Raw genomic sequence first — 24897 nt, forward strand, 5'->3', positions numbered from 1 at the left:
GAAACATCATGTTACCGAAGGGTCCTGGGCCGAGAAGGTGTCCGGACCGGCCGAGAGAGATCAGGAGGGGGGCCCATGATTCCCGTCTGCCGCCTAGAAGACCTCCCCGCGGGCGAATCCGTCCGTGTCGACACCACACCTCCCGTCGCGGTGTTCAACGCCGACGGCGAGATCTACGCCATCGACGACACCTGCAGCCACCAGGACGCCTCTCTTTCCGAGGGATGGCTCGAGGGCTGTCTGGTCGAATGCCCGCTCCATGCCGCCTCGTTCGATCTGCGCACCGGCCGGCCGACCTGTCTGCCCGCCCGCCGCGCCGTGCGCACCCACCGGGTGAGCGTCGACGACGGCACGATCCATGTCCACCTCGTGGCCGAGGAGGGTTCCGCCGCATGAGAACCATCACCGTGGTGGGCGCCTCGCTCACCGGGCTCTACGCGGCGCGCGAACTGCGCGCCCAGGGATACGACGGACGGCTCGTGATCATCGGGGACGAGCCGCATCAACCGTACGACAGGCCGCCGCTGTCCAAGGACTTCCTCGTCGGCCGGTCCGACGAGGCCCAACTCGCCCTGTCCGACGCCGAGGAGACCGAGGAACTCGCCGCCGAGTGGCTGCTCGGGGTGCGCGCCCGGGGCCTCGACCCACGGGGCCGGACCGTGCTCCTGGAGGACGGCAGGACCATCGCGAGCGACGGGGTGGTCATCGCGACCGGCGCCTCCGCGCGCCGTCTGCCGGGCCCCTCCCTGTCGGGGGTGCACACGCTGCGCACCCTGGACGACGCCCGCGCGTTGCGGACGGCGCTGACGGCGGGCCCGCGGCGGGTCGTCGTGATCGGCGGCGGTTTCATCGGCGCGGAGACCGCGTCCTCGTGCGTGGCGCTCGGCCATGAGGTGACGGTCGTGGAGGCGGCCCCGCTGCCTCTTCTGCCGCAGCTGGGCGCGGACATGGCGACGTTCTGTGCGGGACTGCACGCGCGCGGGGGAGCGGAGCTCGTGACGGGCACCGGTGTCGCCGCCCTGCACGGCGAGAGGGCCGTACGCGCGGTGGAGCTGGCCGACGGCCGTCTGCTGCCCGCCGATGTGGTCGTCGTGGGCATCGGGGCCGTCCCCAACACCGACTGGCTCGCGGGCTCGACCGTCGCCGTGGGCGACGGGGTGCTCTGCGACGACGGCTGCGTCACCGGGCTGCCGCACGTCGTCGCGGTGGGCGATGTCGCCCGCGTGGGCGGCGTGCGGGCCGAGCACTGGACGAGTGCCACGGAGCAACCCCGTGTCGCCGTACGCAATTTGCTGGCCGGGCACACGGCCGAGACCGTGCGTCCGCTGCCGTACTTCTGGTCCGATCAGTACGGCTCCCGCATCCAGTTCGCCGGGCGGCGGCGCGCCGACGACACCGTGCGCCTCCTCGAAGGGGCGCCGGAGGAGGGCAGCTTCCTCGCCGCGTACGAGCGGGAGGGGCATACCACCGCGGTCCTCGCGGTGGACCGGCCACGCCCGTTCATGCGCATGCGACGCGGGCTGCTCGCGGAGCTGCCCGTGGCGGCCTAGCGACTTTCCGGCGGCCGGCTGCCGCGGACCAGCGGACTAGGGGTGCGACAACTGCCCCGCGCCACCGCGCCTGCGTATGCGTTCCTCGCTGCGCGCCGCCGTCCGGGCCTGCCGGCGGGCCCGGCGCCGCTCGCGCCGCAGCTGACGTGCCGTGCTGCTGGGCACCGACACCACGCCGTTGCGCTGGTTCCACACCTGGCGTGTCACCCACACGTCCAGGACACCCCAGGTGGCGACGACGGTGCTGGCCACGCTGCTGAGCACCATCGGGAAGGACAGCCACGATCCGGCCATCGTGCACAGGAACGCCGTCATCGCCTGCATGAGCGTCAGCGCCACTATGATCACAGCGCGCACCGCGGCCGTACGCACCGGATCGGGCAGGCGCCGTCTGCGCGCCGGTTCCTCGACCCACAACTCCCTGCGCTCCTCGCCGGACTGCTGCCCGGGAGCCTCGCGCTGATCCCCGCGCCCGGCTGCCTCGTGCTCGCCCCCGGTCGTCCTCTGGCGCTCTGCCGTGGCCATCAAACTCGTCACTCCCCCGATGCTCTCGGGCCGTTCGCTGAGATGTCGGCGGACCCGACTCTCCACTGGTTGCCCGGTATACGCAGCTTTACGCCGCCTGATGGCGGCATGCGCTCCCCTGGCGCCGCTGTCCCCGTTTCCCTTACTCAAGGACGAACGAGAAGTCCGGAAGATTCCCACCCGGTTCAAAAAAGCGAAGAGTTCCGGCCAACTGGGTTGATCGGCAAGGGTGACTGTGTCGAGTGGCATGTGCCACACGCGGGATGCAATCTCCCGAATTGGAGGGACAACTGGTGACGTCCTTTTTGCGTCACGGCTGAAATCCGTCCGGACATGCCTTCGAGTTACTCCTGCGTCAGTAGTAGGCTCACGCCGTTTGTTGACGCACATGTGTGCCCCTGGCCATAGCGCGGCCGCAGGGGGTCGATCTGGGGGAGGCCATGCGCTTTCGCGGGAAGTCCATCCGCCGGAAGATCGTGGCATTGCTGCTGGTGCCGCTCATTTCTTTGACCGCGATGTGGGGATTCGCCACTTACCTCACCGGCCAGTCGGCCAAGGACCTCATCGACGTCTCCAATGTCGTCGACAAGATCGGCTACCCGATCGAGGACACCGCCCGGGTCGTCCAGCAGGAACGCCGCCAGACCCTCGTCTATCTCGCCGACCCCCGCGCCTCGGACGCGCTCGCCGCGCTGCGCCGCAGCCAGGCGGCCACCGACGAGATGATCAACAAGGTCGTGGACAACGCCGAACACCCGGACGTGCGGGACGAGGTCACCGGACAGTCCGCTGACCGGCTCGCGACACTCCTTGACTCCTTCGAGGGCATCGAGTCGCTGCGCCGCACGGTCGAGGAAGGCACGATCACCCGCGCCGGCGCGCTGAAGATGTACACGAAGCTGATCGACCCCTGCTACGGCTTCCTGATGACCCTCCACGGCCTCGACGACGTGAAGATGGACCAGCAGGGCAGGGCCCTGGTCGGGGTGGCACGCGCGCGTGAACTGCTGTCCCGCGAGGACGCGCTGCTCGGCTCCGCACTGGTCGCGCGCAGGCTCACCAAGACCGAGATCCGCGAGATCTCCGACCTCAGGGCCCAGCGCACGCTGCTGTACGAGGTCAACCTCGCCCAGCTCCCGGAGGACGAGCGCGCCGGCTACGAGCGGTACTGGAACGGCGCCGAGACGACCCAGCTCAGGTCGGCCGAGAAGGCCGTCATCGAATCCTCGCCCGGCACCCCTCGCGCCGTCACGTCGGCGCGCTGGGACGCCGCTTCGGGCAAAGCGCTGAAGGATCTCGCCGAGCGCGACAAGGCGGCCGGCGACCGCTACCAGGAGCGCGTCGAGCCGGTGGCGGTCGGCGTGATCGTGCGCGTCGTCGTAGCCGGCGTGTTCGGTCTCCTCGCCCTCCTGTTCTCCGTCTTCATGTCCGTGCGCATCGGCAGCAGCCTCATCCGCGACCTGCGCCGCCTGCGCCTGGAGGCCCACGAGGCCTCCGGCGTCCGGCTGCCCGGCGTGCTGCGCCGCCTGGCGGCGGGCGAACAGGTCGACGTGGAGACCGAGGCACCACGCCTGACGTACGAGAAGGACGAGGTCGGCCAGGTCGGCCAGGCCCTCAACACCCTGCAGCGCGCGGCGGTCGAGGCCACCGTCAAACAGGCCGACCTGCGCCGCGGCGTGTCCGAGGTGTTCGTCAACCTCGCCCGCCGCAGCCAGGTGCTCCTGCACAAGCAGCTCACCCTGCTCGACACCATGGAGCGCAGGACCGAGGACACCGACGAACTCGCTGACCTCTTCCGCCTCGACCACCTCACCACGCGCATGCGCCGGCACGCCGAGGGCCTCGTGATCCTCTCCGGCGCCGCCCCGTCCCGGCAGTGGCGCAAGCCCGTCCAGCTCATGGACGTCGTACGCGCGGCCGTCGCCGAGGTCGAGGACTACGAACGCATCGAGGTGCGCCGTCTGCCGCGGATCGCCGTCACCGGGCCCGCGGTCGCCGACCTCACCCACCTGATGGCCGAACTCCTGGAGAACGCCACGGTGTTCTCGCCCCCGCACACCGCGGTGCAGGTCCTCGGCGAGCACGTCGCGAACGGCTTCACCCTGGAGATCCACGACCGGGGCCTCGGCATGGCGGCCGACGCGCTCCTGGACGCCAACCTCCGCCTCGCGGAGACACCGGAGTTCGAGCTCTCCGACACCGACCGGCTCGGCCTCTTCGTGGTCAGCCGCCTCGCCCAGCGCCAGCGCGTACGCGTCTCCCTGCAGCCCTCCCCGTACGGCGGCACCACCGCCGTCGTGTTCATCCCGGAGACGCTGCTCACCGACGACGTGCCGGACACGAACGGCGTCGGTTTCCGGCTCGACCGGCCGCAGCCCAAGGACGCCCTGGGCCGCGACGCCGCGGGCGACAAGCAGGCGGCGCTCGGCCAGGTGCCCGTACAGCTGCCGGGGCTGCCCGCGTCCGTGCTCGACGGTCCCGTCGAGCTGGAGGCGCCGGTCGGCATGGCGGGCCTCGACCCCTTCCCGGGCACGCTCGGCGACCTGGGTGACCTCGGCGACGCCGACAGCGAGCGCGGCGGTCTCTTCCGCCCGCGCCGCCGCGCGGCCGGGATCCAGGGCGACGAGCAGCACCAACAGGCCCGCGACGAGCGCGAGACGGGCGAACGCGAGCCCACCCGCCCCGGCGACCTGCCCGCCCGCGGCAACGGCAAGGGCAACGGCTTCGGAGCCCCCGACGACGACGCGGACGCGGCCCCCGCAGACCCCGTACAGCTGCCCCGCCGCAGGACCCCGAAGCTGGTCTCCTCCCACGGCCGCCCCGTGACGCACAACAGGCCCCGTGGCGCGCCGGAGGGCGACGAAGCGTCACCGGAGCGCCCCGAGCGCCCCGAACGCACCCAGGCCCCCGTGGGACGCCCCCAGGGCGGTGCCGTGGACCGGGACCGCGGCATCCGTCCCGCGGCCGAGCCCATCGACCTGCCGCGCCGCCCCGAGCCGCAGTCCGCCTGGCCTGACCTGTCCCCGCCGCACCGCGACGTCACCGCGGCCGACGCCCCGCCGGATCTCCCGAGGCGCAGCCGCCGCACGGAGTCCCCGCGTACGGAAGCCCCGCGCACGGAGGCCGAACCCCGCGCCGGTCAGGCATCGGCACCCACACCCGCCACCGCACCCGGCGGACTGCCCCGGCGCGTGCGCCAGGCCAATCTCGCCCCACAATTGAAGGACGGACCGGACCACCGCACGGAACGCGACCCGGCCCCGGCCACGACCAGGCCGGAGGAGCGCGACGCCGACGAGGTACGCAGCCGGATGGCCTCGCTCCAGCGCGGCTGGCAGCGTGGTCGTGAAGAGAACGCCGCGGGCGAAGACGCCTTGGACGGCACAGCACCAGGAACGACATCTGAGGGGGACGGTCGATGACCGCACCGAAGGCCGACGCACGCATCGCCAATCCCGGGGCGGCGAGGGAGCTGAACTGGCTCCTCGACGACCTGGTGCAGCGGGTCGCCAGCATCCGCAAGGCGCTCGTGCTCTCCGGCGACGGCCTGCCCACCGGCGTATCGCAGGATCTGACCCGGGAGGACAGCGAGCACCTCGCCGCTGTCGCCTCCGGCTTCCACAGCCTCGCCAAGGGCGTCGGACGCCACTTCGAGGCGGGCCGGGTACGCCAGACCGTGGTCGAACTCGACGACGCGTTCCTCTTCGTCACGGCCGCGGGCGACGGCAGCTGCCTCGCCGTCCTCGCGGACGCGGACTCCGACGTAGGTCTGGTGGCGTACGAGATGACGCTGCTGGTCAAGAGGGTGGGTGTGCATCTGGGTACGGCGCCGCGCACCGACCTGCCCACGGGAGGGTAGCGGGAGGGTATGAGCGAAGACGGCACAGGGACACAGGGGACGCCTCGCTGGTTCGACGACGACGCCGGGCCCGTGGTGCGGCCGTACGCCATGACGCGCGGCCGGACCACGAGTCCGGCCCAGCATCGCCTCGATCTGATCGCGGTCGTCATCGCGGAGGCCCGTGCCGGTGACCCGGAGGCGGACAGGAGGCTGTCCCCGGAGCACGTGGACATCGTCGGGCTCTGCCGTGACAGCCCCCAGTCGGTCGCCGAACTGGCGGCCGAACTGGACCTTCCCATCGGCGTGATCCGCGTCCTCATCGGCGATCTCGTCGATGACGAACTGGTGCACGTGACACGTCCCGTACCCCCGGCGGAACTGCCGGACGAGAGTATTCTGCGCGACGTGATCAACGGCCTCCGGGCGCTCTGAACAGCGCGGAAGCGGGAGTGGGACGTGACTGGCTGGCAGTTCTGGGTCGACAGGGGCGGCACCTTCACGGACATCGTCGCGCGGCGCCCCGACGGACGGCTGCTCACGCACAAGCTCCTGTCGGACAACCCGTCCCGCTATGGCGACGCGGCCGTCGCCGGCATCCGTGAATTACTGGATTCCGCTTCCGACGCCTCGGACGACACTGCGGGATCTCGCATCGACGCCGTCCGGATGGGCACCACCGTCGCCACCAACGCCCTCCTGGAGCGCAAGGGTGAGCCCACCGCCCTGGTGATCACCCGCGGCTTCGGCGACGCCCTGCGCATCGCCTACCAGAACCGCCCCCACATCTTCGCCCGCGAGATCGTCCTCCCGGAGCTGCCGTACGACCGGGTCATCGAGGCCGACGAGCGGGTCACCGCCGAGGGCGAGGTCCTGCGGGCGCCCGACCTGGAACAGCTCGCCGGGCCGCTGCGCCGGGCCCACGAGGACGGCATCCGGGCCGTCGCGGTGGTCTGCATGCACAGCCATCTGTACCCCGCCCACGAGCGGGCCATCGCCGAACTGGCCGTCCGCACGGGCTTCGAGCAGGTCTCACTCTCCAGCGAGGTCAGCCCGCTGATGAAGCTGGTCCCGCGCGGCGACACGGCCGTCGTCGACGCCTACCTGTCGCCCGTCCTGAACCGCTACGTCCAGCACGTGGCCGACGAACTCGACGGCGTACGGCTGATGTTCATGCAGTCGAACGGCGGCCTCACCGAAGCGGGCCAGTTCCGCGGCAAGGACGCGATCCTGTCCGGTCCGGCCGGCGGCATCGTCGGCATGGCCCGGATGTCGCAGCGCGCGGGCTTCGACCGCGTCATCGGCTTCGACATGGGCGGCACGTCCACGGACGTGTCGCACTACGCGGGCGAGTACGAGCGGGTCTTCACCACACAGATCGCGGGCGTACGCCTGCGGGCGCCGATGCTGGACATCCACACCGTCGCGGCGGGCGGTGGCTCCGCCCTGCACTTCGACGGCAGCCGCTACCGCGTGGGCCCCGACTCGGCGGGCGCGGCACCGGGCCCGGCCAGCTACCGGAACGGCGGTCCGCTCACCGTCACCGACGCCAACGTCGCCCTCGGACGGGTCCAGCCCGCGCACTTCCCGCGGGTGTTCGGGCCGGACGGCGACCAGCCGCTCGACGAGGCACTCGTGCGCGACCGCTTCACCGCGCTGGCCCGCGAGATCAGGGAACACACCGGCGACGACCGCACCCCGGAGCAGGTCGCCGAGGGATATCTGCGGATCGCCGTCGCCAACATCGCGGCCGCCGTCAAGCGCATCTCGGTCCAGAAGGGCCACGACGTCACCCGCTACGCCCTGACGACGTTCGGTGGCGCGGGCGGCCAGCACGCCTGCATGGTCGCCGACTCGCTGGGCATCCGCACCGTCCTCGTACCCCCCATGGCGGGCGTGCTCTCCGCGCTGGGCATCGGACTCGCCGACACCACCGCGATGCGCGAGCAGTCCGTCGAGGCCCGCCTCGAACCGTCGGCGATGCCGCGCGTCCTGAAGACCGCCGACGACCTGGAGGAAGCGGCCCGCGCCGAACTCCTCGCCGAGGACGTGCCCGAGGACCGCATCCAGGTCACCCGCCGCGCCCAACTGCGCTACGACGGCACCGACACCACCCTCACCGTGGAGCTCACCGAGCCGGACGGCATGATCCGTGTCTTCGAGGAACGCCACCGCACCACCTACTCCTTCACCCTGGACCACCCAGTCGTCGTCGAGGCGCTCTCCGTGGAGGCCACCGGCCTGACCGAGCAGCCCGACCTCTCCGTGCTCGCCGGTGACACGGGCCGAGGCGCTGCGCGGACCATCAGCACCGTCAGCCTGCACACGGGCGGCGCCTGGCGCGACGTGCCCTTGCACCGCCGCGAGGAACTGCCGTACGGCGAGACCGTCGACGGACCCGCGATCATCACCGAGGCCGGCTCCACGACGGTCGTGGACGACGGCTGGCAGGCGGCCGTGTCACGCGAGGGACACCTGGTCATGGAACGTGTGGCGGTGCCCGAGAGTTCCGCCGCGAGCACCGAGGCCGACCCCGTACTCCTCGAAGTGTTCAACAACCTCTTCATGTCGATCGCCGAACAGATGGGCGCCCGGCTGGAGTCCACGGCACAGTCGGTCAACATCAAGGAGCGGCTCGACTTCTCCTGCGCGCTCTTCGACCCGGCCGGCAACCTGGTCGCCAACGCCCCTCACATCCCGGTGCACCTGGGCTCGATGGGCACCAGCGTGAAGGAGGTGATCCGGCGCCGAGGCAGTGGCATGCGCCCCGGGGACACCTACGCGGTCAACGACCCCTATCACGGCGGAACCCACCTCCCGGACGTCACCGTCATCACGCCCGTCTTCGACACGCCGGGGGAGCGGGTCCTCTTCTACGTGGCGTCGCGCGGGCACCACGCGGAGATCGGCGGCATCGCCCCCGGTTCCATGCCGGCCAACAGCCGCACCATCGAGGAGGAGGGTGTCCTCTTCGACAACTGGCTCCTCGTGGAGGGCGGCCGTCTCCGCGAGGCCGAGACCCTGAGCCTGCTCACCGACGCCCCCTACCCCTCCCGCAACCCGGCCACCAACCTCGCCGACCTGCGCGCCCAGATCGCCGCCAACCAGAAGGGCGTCGACGAGGTCGGCCGCATGATCGAGAACTTCGGGCTCGACGTCGTCCAGGCGTACATGCGGCACGTGCAGGACAACGCCGAAGAAGCGGTGCGCCGCGTCATCGACGCACTAGAAGAGGGCGAGTTCGCCTATCCGACGGACTCGGGGGCCGTCATCCGGGTCCGTGTCTCCGTGGACCGCGAAGCCCGCTCGGCGACCATCGACTTCACCGGTACGTCGGATCAGCTCGCGACGAACTTCAACGCGCCCTTCGCGGTGGTCAACGCCGCGGTCCTGTACGTCTTCCGCACCCTGGTGGCCGAGGACATCCCGCTCAACGACGGCTGTCTGCGCCCCCTGCGCATCGTCGTGCCGCCGGGCTCGCTGCTGGCCCCCGAGCCGCCGGCGGCCGTGGTCGCCGGGAACGTCGAGACGTCACAGGCGATCACCGGCGCCCTTTACGGAGCCCTGGGCGTCCAGGCCGAGGGCTCCGGGACGATGAACAACGTCACCTTCGGCAACGACCGCCACCAGTACTACGAGACCGTCGCCTCGGGTTCCGGTGCGGGCGACGGCTTCGACGGGGCGTCCGTCGTCCAGACCCACATGACCAACTCCCGGCTCACCGACCCCGAGGTCCTCGAGTGGCGCCTGCCCGTGCTCCTGGAGGAGTTCGCCGTACGCCGGGGGAGCGGCGGCACCGGGACGTGGCGCGGCGGGGACGGGGCCGTGCGCCGCATCCGCTTCCGCGAGCCCATGACTATCTCCACGCTCTCCCAGCACCGCAAGGTGGCGCCGTACGGCATGGCGGGCGGAGACCCCGGAGCCCTCGGCGCGGGCCGCGTGGAGCGTGCCGACGGCGGCGTCCAGGAACTGGACGGCAGCGACTTCGCGGACGCCGGCCCCGGCGACGTACTCGTGATCGAAACCCCAGGCGGCGGCGGATACGGTCCGCCCCCGCGCGACAGCGGTGCGAAAAGCGCACCCCCCGAAGCAACTGATACTGATCCAGGAGAAGCGAGCGATGATCTTCAAGCGTGCTGAGCGCGGCAAGGCCCCCGTCGAGCCGGTGACGCTGAAGATCCTGGTGGCGGGCGGTTTCGGCGTCGGCAAGACGACCCTCGTCGGCGCCGTCAGCGAGATCAAACCGCTGCGCACCGAGGAGCTGCTCAGCGAGGCGGGCCGCCCGGTCGACGACACCAGCGGCGTCTCGGACAAGCACACCACCACCGTCGCCATGGACTTCGGGCGCATCACGCTCCGCGAGGACCTGGTCCTCTACGTCTTCGGCACCCCGGGCCAGGACCGCTTCTGGTTCCTCTGGGACGAGCTGGCCACCGGGGCGCTGGGTGCCGTGGTCCTCGCCGACACGCGCCGCCTGGAGGACTGCTTCGCGGCCGTCGACTACTTCGAGCGCCGCTCCATACCGTTCGTGGTGGGCGTCAACTGCTTCGAGGGCGCGTCGCGTTACCCCGCCGAGGCCGTGCGGCAGGCGCTCGACCTCGATCCGGGTGTTCCGGTGCTGATGTGCGACGCGCGCGAGCGGCAGTCCGTCAAGGAAGTCCTCATCGGAGTGGTCCAGCACGCGATGGCGGTCGCCGCCGCGGCCAGGGAGCCCGCGACCACCTGAGCGGATGAGAGCGTGCACCGCCGCGGCCCGTACCCCCACCGAACGGGGTACGGGCCGCGGTCATCCTCGGCTCAGCTCGCGCCGTCCTCGTGCCAGCCGAAGCTCCGCTCCACCGCCTTGTGCCAGTTGTGGTACTCCCGCTCGCGGGCCTCCGTGTCCATCACCGGCGTCCATTCGACGTCCTGCTGCCAGTGCGCCTTCAGCTCGTCGAGGTCGTTCCACACACCGGTCGCGAGCCCCGCGGCGTACGCGGCGCCCAGACACGTCGTCTCGGAGACCTTCGGCCGGATCACCGGCACCCCGAGCACGTCCGCCTGATGCTGCATCAGCAGATTGTTCTTGGTCATGCCGCCGTCCACCTTCAGGGTCCGCAGCTGCACCCCGGAGTCCTGGTACATCGCGTCGACGACCTCACGGGTCTGCCAGCTGGTCGCCTCCAGGACGGCGCGCGCCAGATGCGCCTTGGTCACGTAACGGGTGAGGCCGGTGACCACACCGCGCGCGTCCGAGCGCCAGTAGGGCGCGAAGAGGCCGGAGAACGCGGGCACGATGTACGCGCCGCCGTTGTCCTCCACGCTCGCGGCGAGCGTCTCGATCTCGTCCGCGCTGCGGATGATGCCGAGCTGGTCGCGGAACCACTGCACCAGGGCGCCGGTGATCGCGATCGCCCCTTCGAGGCAGTAGACGGGCGCCTCGGAGCCGATCTTGTAGCCCATCGTGGTGAGCAGCCCGTTCTTCGAGGGGACGGGCCGGTTACCGGTGTTGAGCAGCAGGAAGCTCCCGGTTCCGTACGTGTTCTTCGCCGTGCCCGTGTCGTAGCACGCCTGCCCGAAGATGGCCGCCTGCTGGTCGCCGAGCGCGGAGGCGACCGGCACACCGGAGAGCTGCCCGACCGCCGTGCCGTAGACCTCCGCCGACGACCTGATCTCCGGGAGGACCGCCTCGGGGACGTTCATGGCGGCCAGGATCGACTGGTCCCACTCCAGGGTGGCCAGGTTCATCAGCATGGTGCGCCCGGCGTTGGTGACGTCCGTGACGTGCACGCCGCCGTCCGTGCCGCCGGTCAGATTCCAGATCAGCCAGGAATCGATGGTGCCGAACGCTATCTCGCCGCGCTCGGCGCGGGCCCGAAGCCCCGGGACGTTGTCCAGCAGCCAGGCCGCCTTCGGTCCGGAGAAGTAGCTCGCAAGCGGCAGCCCGGTCTGCTCCCGGAACCGGTCCTGGCCGTCCGCGCCGCCCAGCTCGTTGCAGAGAGCCGAGGTCCGGGTGTCCTGCCAGACGATCGCGTTGTGCACGGGCTTGCCGGTCGCGCGGTCCCACAGGACCGTCGTCTCGCGCTGGTTGGTGATGCCGAGGGCGCTGATCTGGTCGGTGCGCAGCCCGGCCTTGGCGATCGCGCCCGCGACCACGGCCTGCACCTTGGACCAGATCTCGGTGGCGTCGTGCTCGACCCACCCCGGCTTGGGGAAGATCTGGCGGTGTTCCCGCTGATCGACGGCGACGATCTCGCCCGCGTGGTTGAAGATGATGCAGCGGCTGGAGGTGGTGCCCTGGTCGATGGCGGCGACGAACTTCTCGGAGTTGTCCGGCATGGCTACCCCTAGCGTCAGAAGGCTACGTTGTAGATGAGACCTGCGAGCGCTCCGCCGATCAGCGGCCCGGCCACGGGGACCCAGGCGTAACTCCAGTCCGATGTGCCCTTGTTCGGGATCGGCAGGAACGCGTGCACGATGCGCGGGCCCAGGTCACGGGCCGGGTTGATGGCGTAGCCGGTGGGCCCGCCGAGCGAGAGGCCGATGCCGACGACCAGGAACGCCACGATCAGCGTCTGCGTGCCGGATTCGCCGAGCCCCTTGGTGAGTCCGAAGGCGAGGATGGGCAGCACCAGGGCGATGGTCGCGATGATCTCCGTGACGAGGTTGGCGACCGTGTTCCGGATCTCCGGGATGGTCGAGAAGATGCCGAGGGTCGGCGTCGGCTCGTGCGCGCTCGTCACCTTGTCCTTGACGCTCCCGGAGACGTTGGCGTTGAACTGCGCGTAGTACACGAGATACGCGAGGACGGCGCCGAGCATCGCGCCGACCATCTGCCCGAGCAGATAGACCCAGACCTTGCCCCACTCCTCGGTGTCGATCGCGATGCCGAGCGTGACGGCGGGGTTGAGGTGACCACCGGAGAGGGGCCCGGCGGTGTACGCGCCCGCGAGCACGCCGAAGCCCCATCCGAAGGCGATGACGACCCATCCGGAGGCTTTTGCCTTCGAATGGCTCAAGGTGACGGCGGCACATACGCCGGCGCCGAAAAGAATCAGGATCGCGGTGCCGATGATCTCACCGACGAAGATGTCCCCATTCGAGTACATGGCGGCTCCTAGGCCCTCGCCCGGGGCGGTGGCCCCGGTACTCCGTGCTGGGTGCGTTCCACGACTACTGCCTGGCTTTGCCCGGTGACTTCAGCCGAAGGCAGGGGTGTCCCGCGCCCCGCCCGGCTTCCATGGCGAGCGTGCCGTCGCAGTCGAATCGCCCAGAGGGGGATGACCCGCTGAACAGGCCCTTCGTGCAGACCCTTCGCGCGTACAGGGGCCCTGAATGGCGCGGAGCCGAAGTGCGGCGATGCCGACTGACACCGGAAGTGTTCACCGGTGGTGATGGAGCGTCAAGGTCGCGGACGGCAACGGTTAACCGGCGTACGCCCTTCCCCTGTGAGGCGCCCGTGGTCCTCCCCGCGGTGAGCGCGGGAGGGCCGGTGACAGCGGTCAGCGCACCGCGACGACCGCGGAGCCGTGCCCGAACAGCCCTTGGTTCGCGGTGATCCCCGCACGCGCCCCCGTGACCTGCCGCGCCCCCGCCGTGCCCCTCAACTGCCATGTGAGTTCGCATACTTGGGCGATGGCCTGTGCGGGAACGGCCTCTCCGAAGGAGGCGAGACCGCCACTGGGGTTGACCGGTATGCGCCCGCCCGGAGCGGTCGCACCCTCCCGCAGGAGCTTGGCCCCCTCACCCTCGCCGCAGAGTCCCAGGTCCTCGTACCACTGCAGTTCGAGCGCGGTGGAGAGGTCGTAGACCTCCGCCAAGGAGAGCTCGTCGGGCCCGATGCCCGCCTCTTCGTACGCGGCGTGCGCGATGGAGGAGCGGAAGGTCCCGTCGGTCGGCTCCACCACGGCCGCGGAGTCCGTCGCGATGTCGGGCAGGTCCAGGACGGTGGTCGGGTACGTCGGCGTCACCGTGGAGACGGCCCGGATGCGTACGGGGCTGCTCGCGCCGTGCCGCCGGGCGAACTCCATGCTGGAGAGCACGAGCGCGGCCGCTCCGTCGGAGGTCGCGCAGATGTCCAGCAGCCGCAAGGGGTCGGCGACGACGGCCGAGGCGGCCACCTCGTCGGCGGTGACGGTCTTGCGGTAGCGCGCGTTCGGGTTGAGTGCCCCCGCCGCCGCGTTCTTCACCTTGACCTGGGCGAAGTCCTCCAGGGTGTCGCCGTGCAGCGCCATCCTCCGGCGTGCGTAGAGGCCGAAGTACGTGGGGTTGGTGGCGCCGAGGAGGCGGAACCGCAGCCAGTCCGGGTCGTCGTGCCGGTCCCCTCCGGCGGGCCGGAAGAGCCCCTTGGGCGCGGCGTCCGCCCCGACCACGAGGACGACGTCGGCGAGGCCCGCCAGGATCTGCGTACGCGCCGTGTTGATCGCCTGGGCCCCGGACGCGCACGCCGCGTACACGCTGGCGACCCGCGCGCCCTGCCAGCCCAGCGCCTTCGCGAACGTCGCCCCCGCCACATACCCGGGGTAGCCGCCGCGGACCGTGTCCGCCCCCACGACGGACCCCACGTCACGCCAGTCCACTCCGGCGTCGGCGAGCGCGGCGCGGGCCGCCGCCGTGCCGTACTCGACGAAGCTCCTGCCCCACTTGCCCCACGGGTGCATGCCCGCGCCGAGAACCGCCACCTCGCTGGTCATGCGCCCACCCCCACCGGCCGCCAGTACCACGTCGTCGCCGAGCCCTCGCCGGCGTCACCCGCCCCGTCCTCCCTGTCCTCCCCGTCCTCCCCGTTGTGGTCGTCCAGGACGCCGGGGACGACCTCCACCTCCATGCCGACCTCCAGGTCGGCGACGGTGACCCCGGGAGTCGCCTGGCCGAGTACCACCATCCGCTCCGCTTCCAGCTCTACAGCGATCAACGCGTAGGGCTGCCAGGGGAGTTCCGGGTCGGAGACATAGGGCGCGGGCGGGCGGTAGCGGCTGTCCGTGTACGACCAGACGCGCCCGCGCCGGGAGAGCGGCACCTCTTCGAGGTCACCGCCCGGGCATCCGGGATTACGGCAGAAGCCGTCCTCGCGGGGGAAGAAGACACAGGCGCAGGCCGAGCAGCGCGTGCCCAGAAGGCGGAAGTTGTCTCCCTCCCCGGCGAACCATCCGCTCACCACGGGAGTACGCGTACGCGACAAGGCTCCTCCACGACACTGGATCTGACGGAACGTCAGAAGTGTGCCACGGGCAACCGGATCCCGTCAGTAGCGCGGCACCCGCTACTTCCCCTGCAGCGAACGACGTGCCACGGGGAAGTCGAAGTAGGTGTCAGGGAAGAGCTCGGGCTTGTACGTGAAGTGCCACCACTCCTCCGGAAGGTTGACGAAGCCGACCTTGGTCAGCGCGCCCCGCAGCAGATCACGGTTGGCGCGCTGCTTGCCGGTGATGCGGGGATCATCGGTGTGCGAGAGGGTGTCGAAGCAGTCGAACCCCGTCCCCATGTCCAGGGAGTTGTCGGGGAACCGCTCGCCCTTGGGTCCGAAGCAGGGCGTGAGGGGCTCTCCGGGGACGTACGGGCGCGTGGGCAGGGCGGGCAGCTTCACGACCGTCAGATCGAGCGTCGAGCCCCTGCTGTGCCCGGACTTCGCCGCGATGTAGCCGTCCTCGAACAACCGCGACTTGTCGACATGGGGATAGAACTCCGCCTTCATGCGTACGTCGCCGAGATCCTCGGCCCAGCGCACGAACTGGTCGACCGCCCGCTGGGGCCGGTAACAGTCGTACACCTTCAGGGAGTAGCCCTTGCGCAGCAGCGTGCGCTGGGCCTTGTGCAGCGCCTTCGCCGCGGGCTCGGTGAGGATGCACATCGGCTTCTTGTAGCCGTCGATGGGCTCACCCACGAAGTTGTGCGGCGTGAGGTAGCGCATCTCCTGGATGATCGTCGGATCGATGTCCCGCAAGGCCACGAACTCGTCGGGCGCCTTGGGTTCGGGCTTGGCGTGTGCGGGCGCGGAGACGGCGGCCACAGCGACGAGAGCGGTGGCGGTGACGGCGATTTTCCGCAGCGCGGGGGCAATTCCTGTCATGAACCCTGCATCTATCAGGATCCGCCCCTGAAGCGGAAGACCGGCACCGGAGTATCGGACAGAGATCGGATACAGTCCGCGGCGTGTCCGCATCCCAGCACCACGCCATACCCGCCCCGGGCTCCCACTGTTCGAGCTGCGGGGCCCCCTACGGGGAGCATGATTCCGCCTGGCCCCGCACCTGCGCCGCCTGCGGCACGGTGGCCTACCGCAACCCGCTGCCCGTAGCGGTGGCTCTGCAGCCCGTGTACGACACCCAAGGCACCGCCCTCGTCGTCGTGACCCGCACCATCGCCCCTGCCCGCGGGGCAGTGGCCCTGCCCGGCGGGTTCATCGACGACCGGGAGGACTGGCGGGACGCCGTCGTCCGCGAACTCCGGGAAGAGACCGGCATCGGCGCACAGAGCCGCGACGTCCGCCTCGCGGAAGCGCTCAGCGCACCCGACGGCTACCTGCTGCTCTTCGGCCTCCTGCCCGAGCGCCCGGCGGCCGAGCTGCCGGACCCCGTGCCCACGGCGGAGACCGAAGGCTGGCACCTGCTGCACCGCCCGGCCGAACTCGCCTTCCCCCTGCACACCCTGGCGGTGCGCGCCTGGTTCGAGGGGCGCTACATCTGACGCGGTGAGCTTCCCCGCACCGTCACCGGCAGCCCCACGTCGCCCGCCTCCGCGCCGTCTCGCTCGACCACCACCCGCCCTTCGACCCACCGCGCGGCGAACCGCTCGATCTCCGGCTCCTCCCACCCGTCACCCGCGTCCCTCACCACAAGGCCGCCTCCCGTACGCCCCGGCGCCGGAGCCCACACCTCCAGCTCGAGCCCACCGTCGGCGCCCCGCACCGGCAGCACCGCACCCGCCCGCGCGAGCACCGGAACACGGGACAGCGGAGCCTGAAGGAGCACCCGGGCCGGCCCCTCGTACGCCTGACCGGTCGCCGTGTCGTACCAACGGCCGGGCGGCAGCCGGACCGTGCGGCGGACGGCCCCCGGCTCGAACACCGGCGCCACCAACAGACAGTCCCCGAGCAGAAACGCGTCCTCGCAGTCACGTAGCCCCCGGTCCTCCGGACTGCCCCACCACAGGGGCCGCACATACGGCGTTCCCGTACGCCGGGCCAGATGCGCGAGCGTCATGAAGTACGGCAGCAGCCGCCGGCGTTCGCCGAGCGCCACGCGCGCGTGCTCGAGCACTTCGGGACCGAACTCCCAGGGCTCCCTGCGCCCGGCCCGCAGCGCGGCATGCGTACGGAATAACGGCAGATACGAACCGAGCTGGAACCACCGCAGATACAGCTCGGGTGACGGACTGCCGTCGAAGCCGCCCACATCAGGGCCCGAGTACGGCACACCGCACAGCCCCAGGCCGAGCACCAGCGACAACGACGCCCGCAGCCCCGGCCACCCCGTGGCCACATCCCCCGACCACGTCCCTCCGTAGCGCTGCATCCCCGCCCAACCGGAGCGCGAGAACAGGAACGGCCGCTCCTGGGGGTGCAGTTCACGCAGCCCCTCGTATCCGGCGCGCGCCATGGCGAGGCCGTACACGTTGTGCGCCTCACGGTGGTCGCCGCCGCGGCCCTCCAGCGCGTGCCGGGCCGAGCGGGGCAGCGTCGGCTCCCCGAAGGCGGCGAAGGACACCGGCTCGTTCATGTCGTGCCAGAAACCCGCGAACCCCTGGGCGAGCCGCTCCTTGTAGAGAGCGCCCCACCACGCCCGCACCCGCGCGTCCGTGAAGTCGGGATACACCGCCTGGCCCGGCCACACGACCCCGTGCACCGTCCGCCCCGCGGCATCCCGCACAAAGGCGTCCGTCGCGCGGCCGCTGTCGTAGACCTCGTTGCCCGGCTCGGCCTTCACCGCCGGATCGACGATCGACACCAGACGCACGCCGTCCTTGAGCAAGTCGTCCGCCAGCTGCGGCACATGGGGATACGTCTCCTTGTCGACGGTGAACACCTGGTGCGCTTCGTAGTGATCGATGTCCAGATGGACGGCATCCAGCGGCAGCCCCCGATCCCGGTAACCGGCGACGATGCGCCGCACCTCCTGCTCGCTGCCGAAGCCCCACCGCGCGTGATGATGGCCGAGCGCCCACGCGGGAGGCAGTGCGGGCGGCCCCGTGAGCGAGGCCCAGGCATGCAGCACGCGCGCGGGGGTGCCCACCATGACCCAGCACCGCAGCGGCCCGCCGTCCATGCGCACCTCGCACGAGCCCGCCCTGTCGTGCCCCGACCCCGCACCCTCCTCGCCCTCGCGCAGCGACACGGTGCCGTCCCACGTGTTGTCGTGGAACACCAGATGACAGCCGGCGTCCGCCACGACGAACTGCACGGGCATGGTGATGTACAAGGGGTCGTCCCCCGGCCCGAACGAACCCCCGGGATCGGTGTTCCACAGCCGGTACGTCCCGTTCCGCAGCCGCGGCCCCCGCGCGCGACCCCCGAGACCGAAGAACCGCGCGTCCGCCGCCACCTGCGAGCGCTGCAACCAGCGCGTGGCACCACCGGCCGACTCCCACCAGCGAGGCGGCAGATCACGGCGCAGCATCAGACCACCGGGCGTCCGCAGCTCCACGGCACCCAGCCGCGAGACGATCACGGTCGCCCGCTCCGACACCACCCGCCAGCCGCCCTCCTTGTCCGGCTCGAGCACGGCCCGCGGGTCCGCCTCGGGGCTCCCGCTGACGAGCGCGTACGAGGGGTCGGGCTCCGCACCGTCCCAGCCCCAGAAGACCGCCCCGCCCGTGGTGACCCGCACCCGCAGCTCCGAACGGGCGAACCGCACCACCCCGCCCCCGGGCCCCGGCTCCACCCCCGTCACCGGACCGGGCACCCGCGCACGCTCGACACCCCGGGGGGCGAGCGCGGCGGCGTCCGCCCGCTGCCTGCGCCAAGAGGACCGCACCGCACGCAACCCCTGCGCCGTACCGATCAAGCTGACCGCCTTCATCGAACGCACCAGGTCACGACCGTTCATGCTGCTCACCCTGCCACCGAAGAAGCCGCCCGTGTGGATCGTTCAACTGCCGTTCACCTGGGGTGACGGCACATAGTCGCCTCGCCGACTGTGTGAGGCACACCCTGGTGCCGAAATCGATCACGTGGCATCGTCCCTGTCAGCCGTGTCGCGCGCACAACCAGCACGCGCGCACCCACACGCATACGACGCGTAGAGCCCGGGAGCCGACCCATGTCCTCAGCGAACCCCTCACCGCTCTGGCAGCCCGACCAGGAACGGATCGCCGCCGCGCAGATCACGCGATTCCAGGCATGGGCCGCCGAACGCCACGGAGCACCCGCCGACGGCGGCTACGCAGCCCTGCACCGCTGGTCCGTGGACGAACTGGACACGTTCTGGGAAGCGGTCACCGACTGGTTCGACGTGCGCTTCTCGACGCCCTACGCGCGCGTACTCGGCGACCGCTCGATGCCGGGCGCGCAGTGGTTCCCCGGAGCTACGCTCAACTACGCCGAACACGCGCTGCGCGCCGCAGAGGACCCTGCGCGCGCGGGCGACCCGGCCCTCCTCCATGTGGACGAGACGCACGAGCCCACCGCCACCACCTGGGGCGAGCTGCGCCGCCAGGTCGGCTCCCTGGCGGCCGAGCTGCGCACACTCGGCGTACGCCCCGGAGACCGCGTCAGCGGATACGTCCCGAACATCCCGCAGGCCGTCGTCGCCCTCCTGGCCACCGCTGCCGTCGGCGCCGTCTGGACCTCCTGCGCCCCCGACTTCGGCGCACGCAGCGTCCTCGACCGCTTCCAGCAGGTCGAACCGGTCGTCCTGTTCACCGTCGACGGCTACCGCTACGGCGGCAAGGAGCACGACCGCCGCGACGCCGTCGCCGAACTGCGCCGCGAACTGCCCACCCTGCGCGCCGTCGTCCACATCCCGCTGCTCGGCACCGAGGCCCCCGAAGGCGCCCTGGAGTGGGCCGCCCTCACCGCCTCGGACACGGCCCCGGTCTTCGAACCGGTCCCGTTCGACCACCCCTTGTGGGTGCTCTATTCCTCCGGCACCACCGGCCTGCCCAAGGCCATCGTCCAGTCCCAGGGCGGCATCCTCGTCGAACACCTCAAACAGCTCGGCCTGCACTGCGACCTGGGCCCCGACGACCGCTTCTTCTGGTACACGTCCACCGGCTGGATGATGTGGAACTTCCTCGTCTCCGGCCTCCTCACCGGCACCACGATCGTCCTCTACGACGGCAGCCCCGGCTATCCCGACACCGGCGCCCAATGGCGCATCGCCGAACGCACGAAGGCCACGCTCTTCGGCACATCGGCGGCGTACGTCATGGCCTGCCGCAAGGCGGGCGTGCACCCGGCCCGCGACTTCGACCTCTCCACCGTCACCTGCGTGGCCACCACCGGCTCCCCGCTCCCGCCCGACGGATTCCGCTGGCTGCACGACGAGTTCGAGGACACCCCCGGCGGCCTGTGGATGGCCTCGGTCAGCGGCGGCACGGACGTCTGCTCCTGTTTCGCCGGAGCCGTCCCCACCCTGCCCGTCCACATCGGCGAGCTCCAGGCCCCCGGCCTCGGCACGGACCTGCAGGCCTGGGACCCCCAGGGCAAGCCCCTCATCGACGAGGTCGGCGAACTCGTCGTCACCAACCCGATGCCCTCCATGCCGATCCACTTCTGGAACGACCCGGACGGCAGCCGCTACCACGACAGCTACTTCGACACCTACCCCGGCGTCTGGCGCCACGGCGACTGGATCACCGTGACCCCGCACGGCTCGGTCGTCATCCACGGCCGCTCCGACTCCACGCTCAACCGCCAGGGCGTACGCATGGGATCGGCCGACATCTACGAAGTCGTCGAACGCCTCCCGGAGATCCGCGAATCCCTCGTCATCGGCGCCGAACAGCCCGACGGCGGCTACTGGATGCCCCTCTTCGTCCACCTGGCCCCCGGCGCCGTCCTCGACGACGGCCTGCGCGACCGCATCAAGCAGGCGATCCGCGCACAGCTCTCCCCGCGCCACGTCCCCGACGAGGTCATCGAGGTCCCCGGCATCCCGCACACCCTCACCGGCAAGCGCATCGAGGTCCCGGTCAAGCGACTGCTCCAGGGCACCGCACTGGACAAGGCCGTCAACCCCGGCTCGGTGGACAACCTCGACCTGCTCCGCTTCTACGAGGACCTGGCCCGCAAGCGCTCCTGAACTCCCCGCCCCGACGCCGTTGTCAGTGCCCGCGATTACTCTGAGTGAGCACTGATCGACGTAACGCCAGGGGGAATCATGACGCGCAGCCGGCACACCACGATGCGGCAGGCGCTACGCCGCGAAGTCGCCGGAACCATCGGCCTGTTGGCCGACGAGGACGACTTCGCGGCGATGCGCCGCTACCGCACCTTCACCTTCGACGACCACACCACCTACCTCCGGCAGGCCGAAGGCCTCCTCAGATCACTCGCGTCCGACGGCGGACACACAGCCATCGCGCTCTTCGACCCCCAGGAGTACGCGGAGTACTGCGCCGAGGCCGGCCTCGACCCCGACGCCCCGGCCAGCCGCACCCGTTTCACCGCCGAACTCGCCGCCACAGGACCCACCGTGGCGTACGACGGCCGACCCCTCGCCGATCTGCTCCCCGACCTCGTCGACGAAGCGATCCGCAAGGCCACCTGGGAGTACGCGACGACGCTCCTGGCCCGCCTCGGTGCTTGCGCGGTCTGCGGCGAGGACATCGGCCGCGAAGCCTTCAACCGGGCATCGGACCTCATCGTCCAGCTGCTCGAAAGCTCGGGCCCCGGCACCCGTCACCTCGTCTGCAGCGTGCCCGCAGCCTCGGAAACACTCCTCGTCGCCCTGCACACGGCAGAGGACTCCCACGGCAACACGCACCTCGACGAGTCCGAAGCCCTGGAGTTCACCACGGTCCTCGCGGTCGGCATCGCCACCCACAGCGCCGCGGGCCTGGTGATGCGCACCATCGCGGACGGCCGACGCGACCGCGTCCAGGGCTGGCGCCTGCACGGCGAACGCCTGCTGCCCCTCACCGCGGCCGAAGTCTTCGACGCCTACTGCACCGACGCGGTCTCAGGTGACCTCGTCGCCCCGGAATCCGGCGTCGACTACTGCGCCGCACCGACCATCGGAAACACGGAGCCCGACGGAGGACACCACCACTGAACGCAAAGGGGCGCCCCACCCATGACGGATGGAGCGCCCCTCACACACCTGGCCCCGGCTACTCGCCGGACAGAACGGCCTGCACGGCCTTCCGGGCCTCCTCGGCGCTGTCCGCGGCACGCGCGGCAGCCGCCGCACGCTCGCACTGCGCCAGCGTGTACTTGCCCAGCGTCGCCCGCACGTAAGGAATGGACGCCGCACCCATCGACAGGGAGGTGACACCCAGACCGGTCAGCACACACGCGAGCAGCGGATCGGAAGCCGCCTCGCCACACACGCCACAGCTCTTGCCCTCGGCCCTGGCCGCCTCGGCGGACAGCGCGACCAGGTCGAGCAGCGCGGGCTGCCACGGGTCCTGGAGCCGGGACACGGCACCCACCTGACGGTCGGCGGCGAAGGCGTACTGCGCGAGGTCGTTGGTGCCCAGGGAGAGGAACTCGACCTCCTGGAGAATCGAGCGCGCCCGCAGAGCGGCCGACGGAATCTCCACCATGGCACCGAACTTGGCCTGCAGCCCCGCCTCACGGCACGCGTCGGCGAACGCCTTGGCGTCGATGCGGTCGGCGACCATCGGCGCCATGACCTCGAGGTAGACCGGCAGCCCTTCCACGGCCTTGGCCAGCGCGGTCAGCTGCGTACGCAGCACGTCGGGGTGCTCGAGCAGCGACCGCAGCCCGCGCACACCCAGCGCCGGGTTCGGCTCGTCGGCAGGCGTCAGGAAGTCGAGCGGCTTGTCGGCCCCGGCGTCGAGCACACGCACGACGACACGGCCCTCGGGGAAGGCCTCGAGCACCTTGCGGTACGCCTCGACCTGCTTCTCCTCCGACGGCGCCTTGGTGCTGTCGTCGAGGAACAGGAACTCGGTACGGAAGAGACCGACGCCCTCGGCCCCCGCCTCCACGGCCGCCGGCACATCCGCGGGACCGCCGACGTTGGCGAGCAACGGAACCTTGTGCCCGTCGGACGTCGCACCGGGACCGGTCGACGCGGCAAGAGCGGCCTTGCGCTCGGCGGCCGAAGCCTCGAGCTGCGCCCGCTTCTCCGCACTCGGCTCGACGAAGATCTCACCGGTGCTGCCGTCCACGGCGACCACCGTGCCCTCGGCCAGCTCACCCGCACCCGGCAGCGCGACGATCGCCGGCACACCGAGCGCACGCGCCAGAATCGCGCTGTGACTGGTGGGCCCGCCCTCCTCGGTGACGAAACCGAGCACCAGCGTGGGGTCGAGCAACGCCGTGTCCGCCGGCGCGAGGTCGCGCGCGATCAGGATGTAGGGCTCGTCGCTGTCCGGAACACCGGGCATCGGAACGCCCAGCAGGCGGGCGACGATACGATTCCGCACGTCATCGAGGTCGGCGACGCGACCGGCCATGTACTCACCGGCGCCCGCGAGCAGCTCGCGGTAGTGCGAGAACGCGTCGTAGATGGCGCGCTCCGCCGAGCTGCCGACGGTCACCCGCCGGTCGACGTCCGCCATGAGCTCGGGGTCCTGCGCGATCATGGCCTGCGCCTCGAGCACATGCTGTGCCTCGCCACCCGCCAGATGGCCACGCGCATTCAGGTCGGCGGCGACAGCTTCCACAGCCTGCCGAGCGCGCCCCTGTTCGCGCTCGGCCTCCTCCGCGGGAATCTGCTTGGCAGGCGGCTCAAGGACCGCCGTCCCCATGTGCCGAACCTCGCCGATCGCCACACCGTGGCTCACGCCGACGCCTCGCAGCGTTGTCTCCATTTCACCGTCTCCGATAGAGCGACGGGCCCAGCCGCCGCGGTGTATGTCGTGCCCGCCGTCGGGAACGGCGATGACGTCACTTCCAGCTGAAGAGAACGTCCCCAGCCTTTACGTCGCCATCCTCCATGAGACCGGAGAGGGACTCGGCAGTGGCCTCGAGCGCGACGATCGGGCAGATCGGAGACTTGCCGGCCGCCTCGACGGCGGCCGGGTCCCAGCGCACGATGGACTGACCGCGCTGCACGGTGTCACCCTTGTTCACGAGCAGCTCGAAGCCCTCGCCGTTGAGCTGGACGGTGTCGATGCCCAGGTGCGTCAGCACACCGTGACCCTGGTCGTCCACGACGACGAAGGCATGGGGGTGGAGCGAGACGACGATGCCGTCGACGGGGGCGACAGCCACGGAGGGCTCGCGCGCGGGATCGATGGCCGTGCCGGGCCCGACCATCGCGCCGGAGAAGACGGGGTCCGGTACTGCAGAGAGCCCGATGGCGCGTCCGGCAAGCGGGGACGTCACGCTGGTCATGGCAAGCCTCCCAGGGGGTGGAGATACGTAGCCGCCGTCACTACCTGTCCGGGACGACGCACTGTTCAGAAGAGTAAGTCATAAAAAGTCCCGGTTCCGCGCCAGAGGTCCCGGATGACTGAGTAGAGGCACTGCACAAACGATTTGCGCCTGCCCCAACCGCCGATGTACAGTCGGACTCCTGCCTGAGGCGAGCGACGCGGTCAAGCGTCCGGACTCGGCGGCATCTATCAAGTCAGATCCTAATCCCTGGGTCAGCTTCTGCGTGCTCGCAGATGAGTGGTCGGGGAGCCGAGAAAGTCCTGATAGTGTTTGGCTCGCCGGAAAGGGAAACGCGAAAGCCGAAAGGCCGGAGCGGGAACCGGAAAGGCACCGAGGAAATCGGACACGAAAGAGTCTGATACAGTCGGAAACGCAAGACAGCGAAACACAGCAAGACAAAATGAAACACCGAAGGGAAGCGCCCGGAGGAAAGCCCGAGAGGGTGAGTACAAAGGAAGCGTCCGTTCCTTGAGAACTCAACAGCGTGCCAAAAGTCA

At 70.7% G+C, this 24897-nt stretch carries 19 protein-coding genes; 10 read left to right on the forward strand and 9 right to left on the reverse strand.

Annotated features, from left to right (window positions below; all coding sequences use genetic code 11):
* Positions 1 to 75 precede the first annotated feature (75 nt).
* A complete protein-coding gene (locus AB0M70_RS19080) occupies positions 76 to 396 on the forward strand; it encodes a bifunctional 3-phenylpropionate/cinnamic acid dioxygenase ferredoxin subunit (RefSeq protein WP_363211107.1) in 321 nt (106 codons plus the stop codon).
* On the forward strand, positions 393 to 1550 hold the full coding sequence (locus tag AB0M70_RS19085; protein WP_365821108.1) for an FAD-dependent oxidoreductase: 1158 nt from the start codon (positions 393 to 395) through the stop codon (positions 1548 to 1550). Before AB0M70_RS19080 ends, AB0M70_RS19085 begins: the two co-directional genes overlap by 4 nt.
* Positions 1551 to 1586: 36 nt before the next feature.
* Here the strand turns inward: AB0M70_RS19085 and AB0M70_RS19090 are convergent, their stop codons facing one another.
* The gene (locus AB0M70_RS19090) at positions 1587 to 2075 is read right to left on the reverse strand and encodes a hypothetical protein (protein ID WP_365821109.1); all 489 of its coding nucleotides are present in this window, start codon (positions 2073 to 2075) and stop codon (positions 1587 to 1589) included.
* A 440-nt stretch (positions 2076 to 2515) separates the two neighbouring features.
* Here AB0M70_RS19090 and AB0M70_RS19095 point away from each other — a divergent pair, with 440 nt between their 5' ends.
* The 5 genes from AB0M70_RS19095 to AB0M70_RS19115 are packed head-to-tail and all read left to right on the forward strand — an operon-like array spanning position 2516 to position 10639.
* Positions 2516 to 5497 carry a nitrate- and nitrite sensing domain-containing protein gene (locus AB0M70_RS19095; RefSeq protein WP_365821110.1) on the forward strand — a complete coding sequence of 994 codons (2982 nt, stop codon included), beginning with the start codon at positions 2516 to 2518 and terminating at the stop codon, positions 5495 to 5497.
* Positions 5494 to 5934: a roadblock/LC7 domain-containing protein gene (locus AB0M70_RS19100; RefSeq protein ID WP_363211111.1), complete on the forward strand. Its 441-nt coding sequence runs from the start codon at positions 5494 to 5496 to the stop codon at positions 5932 to 5934. The genes AB0M70_RS19095 and AB0M70_RS19100 overlap by 4 nt, the downstream gene beginning before the upstream one ends.
* A gap of 9 nt (positions 5935 to 5943) precedes the next feature.
* Positions 5944 to 6348 (forward strand): DUF742 domain-containing protein, encoded by a 405-nt coding sequence (locus AB0M70_RS19105; protein ID WP_363211112.1) that lies wholly within the window; start codon positions 5944 to 5946, stop codon positions 6346 to 6348.
* Between the two features lie 24 nt (positions 6349 to 6372).
* On the forward strand, positions 6373 to 10053 hold the full coding sequence (locus AB0M70_RS19110) for a hydantoinase B/oxoprolinase family protein (RefSeq protein ID WP_365821111.1): 3681 nt from the start codon (positions 6373 to 6375) through the stop codon (positions 10051 to 10053).
* The gene (locus AB0M70_RS19115) at positions 10034 to 10639 is read left to right on the forward strand and encodes an ATP/GTP-binding protein (protein ID WP_365821112.1); all 606 of its coding nucleotides are present in this window, start codon (positions 10034 to 10036) and stop codon (positions 10637 to 10639) included. Before AB0M70_RS19110 ends, AB0M70_RS19115 begins: the two co-directional genes overlap by 20 nt.
* Positions 10640 to 10710: 71 nt before the next feature.
* On the opposite strand, the gene glpK is transcribed toward AB0M70_RS19115, so the two are convergent.
* The 5 genes from glpK to AB0M70_RS19140 all read right to left on the reverse strand — a co-directional run bounded on the left by glpK (position 10711) and on the right by AB0M70_RS19140 (position 15961).
* Positions 10711 to 12231: a glycerol kinase GlpK gene (gene glpK, locus AB0M70_RS19120; RefSeq protein ID WP_365821113.1), complete on the reverse strand. Its 1521-nt coding sequence runs from the start codon at positions 12229 to 12231 to the stop codon at positions 10711 to 10713.
* 14 nt (positions 12232 to 12245) lie between these two features.
* Entirely contained in the window at positions 12246 to 13001 is a 756-nt protein-coding gene (locus tag AB0M70_RS19125) for an MIP/aquaporin family protein (RefSeq protein ID WP_365821114.1), read from the reverse strand.
* Positions 13002 to 13394: 393 nt separating this feature from the next.
* Positions 13395 to 14585: a lipid-transfer protein gene (locus tag AB0M70_RS19130; protein WP_365821115.1), complete on the reverse strand. Its 1191-nt coding sequence runs from the start codon at positions 14583 to 14585 to the stop codon at positions 13395 to 13397.
* A complete protein-coding gene (locus AB0M70_RS19135; RefSeq protein WP_365821153.1) occupies positions 14582 to 15052 on the reverse strand; it encodes a zinc ribbon domain-containing protein in 471 nt (156 codons plus the stop codon). The genes AB0M70_RS19130 and AB0M70_RS19135 overlap by 4 nt, the downstream gene beginning before the upstream one ends.
* Positions 15053 to 15154: 102 nt before the next feature.
* On the reverse strand, positions 15155 to 15961 hold the full coding sequence (locus AB0M70_RS19140; protein WP_365821116.1) for a M15 family metallopeptidase: 807 nt from the start codon (positions 15959 to 15961) through the stop codon (positions 15155 to 15157).
* 83 nt (positions 15962 to 16044) lie between these two features.
* Here AB0M70_RS19140 and AB0M70_RS19145 point away from each other — a divergent pair, with 83 nt between their 5' ends.
* Entirely contained in the window at positions 16045 to 16578 is a 534-nt protein-coding gene (locus AB0M70_RS19145; protein ID WP_365821117.1) for an NUDIX domain-containing protein, read from the forward strand.
* On the opposite strand, the gene AB0M70_RS19150 is transcribed toward AB0M70_RS19145, so the two are convergent.
* Complete coding sequence (locus AB0M70_RS19150; protein ID WP_365821118.1) at positions 16569 to 18935, reverse strand: TIM-barrel domain-containing protein; 2367 nt, start codon at positions 18933 to 18935, stop codon at positions 16569 to 16571. The two genes, AB0M70_RS19145 and AB0M70_RS19150, sit on opposite strands and share 10 nt — an antisense overlap.
* A gap of 213 nt (positions 18936 to 19148) precedes the next feature.
* On the opposite strand from AB0M70_RS19150, the gene AB0M70_RS19155 reads away from it, so the two are divergent.
* Together AB0M70_RS19155 and AB0M70_RS19160 are read left to right on the forward strand one after the other, a co-directional pair.
* Positions 19149 to 21131, forward strand: a complete 1983-nt coding sequence (locus tag AB0M70_RS19155; protein WP_365821119.1) for an acetoacetate--CoA ligase — start codon at positions 19149 to 19151, stop codon at positions 21129 to 21131.
* A gap of 78 nt (positions 21132 to 21209) precedes the next feature.
* On the forward strand, positions 21210 to 22103 hold the full coding sequence (locus tag AB0M70_RS19160; protein WP_365821120.1) for a hypothetical protein: 894 nt from the start codon (positions 21210 to 21212) through the stop codon (positions 22101 to 22103).
* A gap of 58 nt (positions 22104 to 22161) precedes the next feature.
* Here AB0M70_RS19160 and ptsP read toward each other — a convergent pair whose 3' ends face one another.
* Entirely contained in the window at positions 22162 to 23832 is a 1671-nt protein-coding gene (gene ptsP, locus AB0M70_RS19165; RefSeq protein WP_365821121.1) for a phosphoenolpyruvate--protein phosphotransferase, read from the reverse strand.
* Between the two features lie 76 nt (positions 23833 to 23908).
* On the reverse strand, positions 23909 to 24358 hold the full coding sequence (locus AB0M70_RS19170; RefSeq protein ID WP_365821122.1) for a PTS glucose transporter subunit IIA: 450 nt from the start codon (positions 24356 to 24358) through the stop codon (positions 23909 to 23911).
* Positions 24359 to 24897: the final 539 nt, after the last annotated feature.

This window comes from Streptomyces sp. NPDC051214 (genome assembly GCF_040682375.1).
In the GTDB taxonomy this organism is placed as follows: domain Bacteria; phylum Actinomycetota; class Actinomycetes; order Streptomycetales; family Streptomycetaceae; genus Streptomyces.

Excerpts from the sequence above, each read along its gene's own strand:
- AB0M70_RS19080 (WP_363211107.1), top strand. The coding sequence starts at position 76 with ATGATTCCCGTCTGCCGCCTAGAAGACCTCCCCGCGGGCGAATCCGTC.
- AB0M70_RS19125 (WP_365821114.1), bottom strand. The coding sequence starts at position 13,001 with ATGTACTCGAATGGGGACATCTTCGTCGGTGAGATCATCGGCACCGCG.
- AB0M70_RS19160 (WP_365821120.1), top strand. The coding sequence starts at position 21,210 with ATGACGCGCAGCCGGCACACCACGATGCGGCAGGCGCTACGCCGCGAA.
- AB0M70_RS19100 (WP_363211111.1), top strand. The coding sequence starts at position 5,494 with ATGACCGCACCGAAGGCCGACGCACGCATCGCCAATCCCGGGGCGGCG.
- ptsP (WP_365821121.1), bottom strand. The coding sequence starts at position 23,832 with ATGGAGACAACGCTGCGAGGCGTCGGCGTGAGCCACGGTGTGGCGATC.
- AB0M70_RS19140 (WP_365821116.1), bottom strand. The coding sequence starts at position 15,961 with ATGACAGGAATTGCCCCCGCGCTGCGGAAAATCGCCGTCACCGCCACC.
- AB0M70_RS19155 (WP_365821119.1), top strand. The coding sequence starts at position 19,149 with ATGTCCTCAGCGAACCCCTCACCGCTCTGGCAGCCCGACCAGGAACGG.
- AB0M70_RS19090 (WP_365821109.1), bottom strand. The coding sequence starts at position 2,075 with ATGGCCACGGCAGAGCGCCAGAGGACGACCGGGGGCGAGCACGAGGCA.
- AB0M70_RS19115 (WP_365821112.1), top strand. The coding sequence starts at position 10,034 with ATGATCTTCAAGCGTGCTGAGCGCGGCAAGGCCCCCGTCGAGCCGGTG.
- AB0M70_RS19085 (WP_365821108.1), top strand. The coding sequence starts at position 393 with ATGAGAACCATCACCGTGGTGGGCGCCTCGCTCACCGGGCTCTACGCG.
- AB0M70_RS19105 (WP_363211112.1), top strand. The coding sequence starts at position 5,944 with ATGAGCGAAGACGGCACAGGGACACAGGGGACGCCTCGCTGGTTCGAC.
- AB0M70_RS19150 (WP_365821118.1), bottom strand. The coding sequence starts at position 18,935 with ATGAACGGTCGTGACCTGGTGCGTTCGATGAAGGCGGTCAGCTTGATC.
- AB0M70_RS19170 (WP_365821122.1), bottom strand. The coding sequence starts at position 24,358 with ATGACCAGCGTGACGTCCCCGCTTGCCGGACGCGCCATCGGGCTCTCT.
- AB0M70_RS19095 (WP_365821110.1), top strand. The coding sequence starts at position 2,516 with ATGCGCTTTCGCGGGAAGTCCATCCGCCGGAAGATCGTGGCATTGCTG.
- AB0M70_RS19130 (WP_365821115.1), bottom strand. The coding sequence starts at position 14,585 with ATGACCAGCGAGGTGGCGGTTCTCGGCGCGGGCATGCACCCGTGGGGC.
- glpK (WP_365821113.1), bottom strand. The coding sequence starts at position 12,231 with ATGCCGGACAACTCCGAGAAGTTCGTCGCCGCCATCGACCAGGGCACC.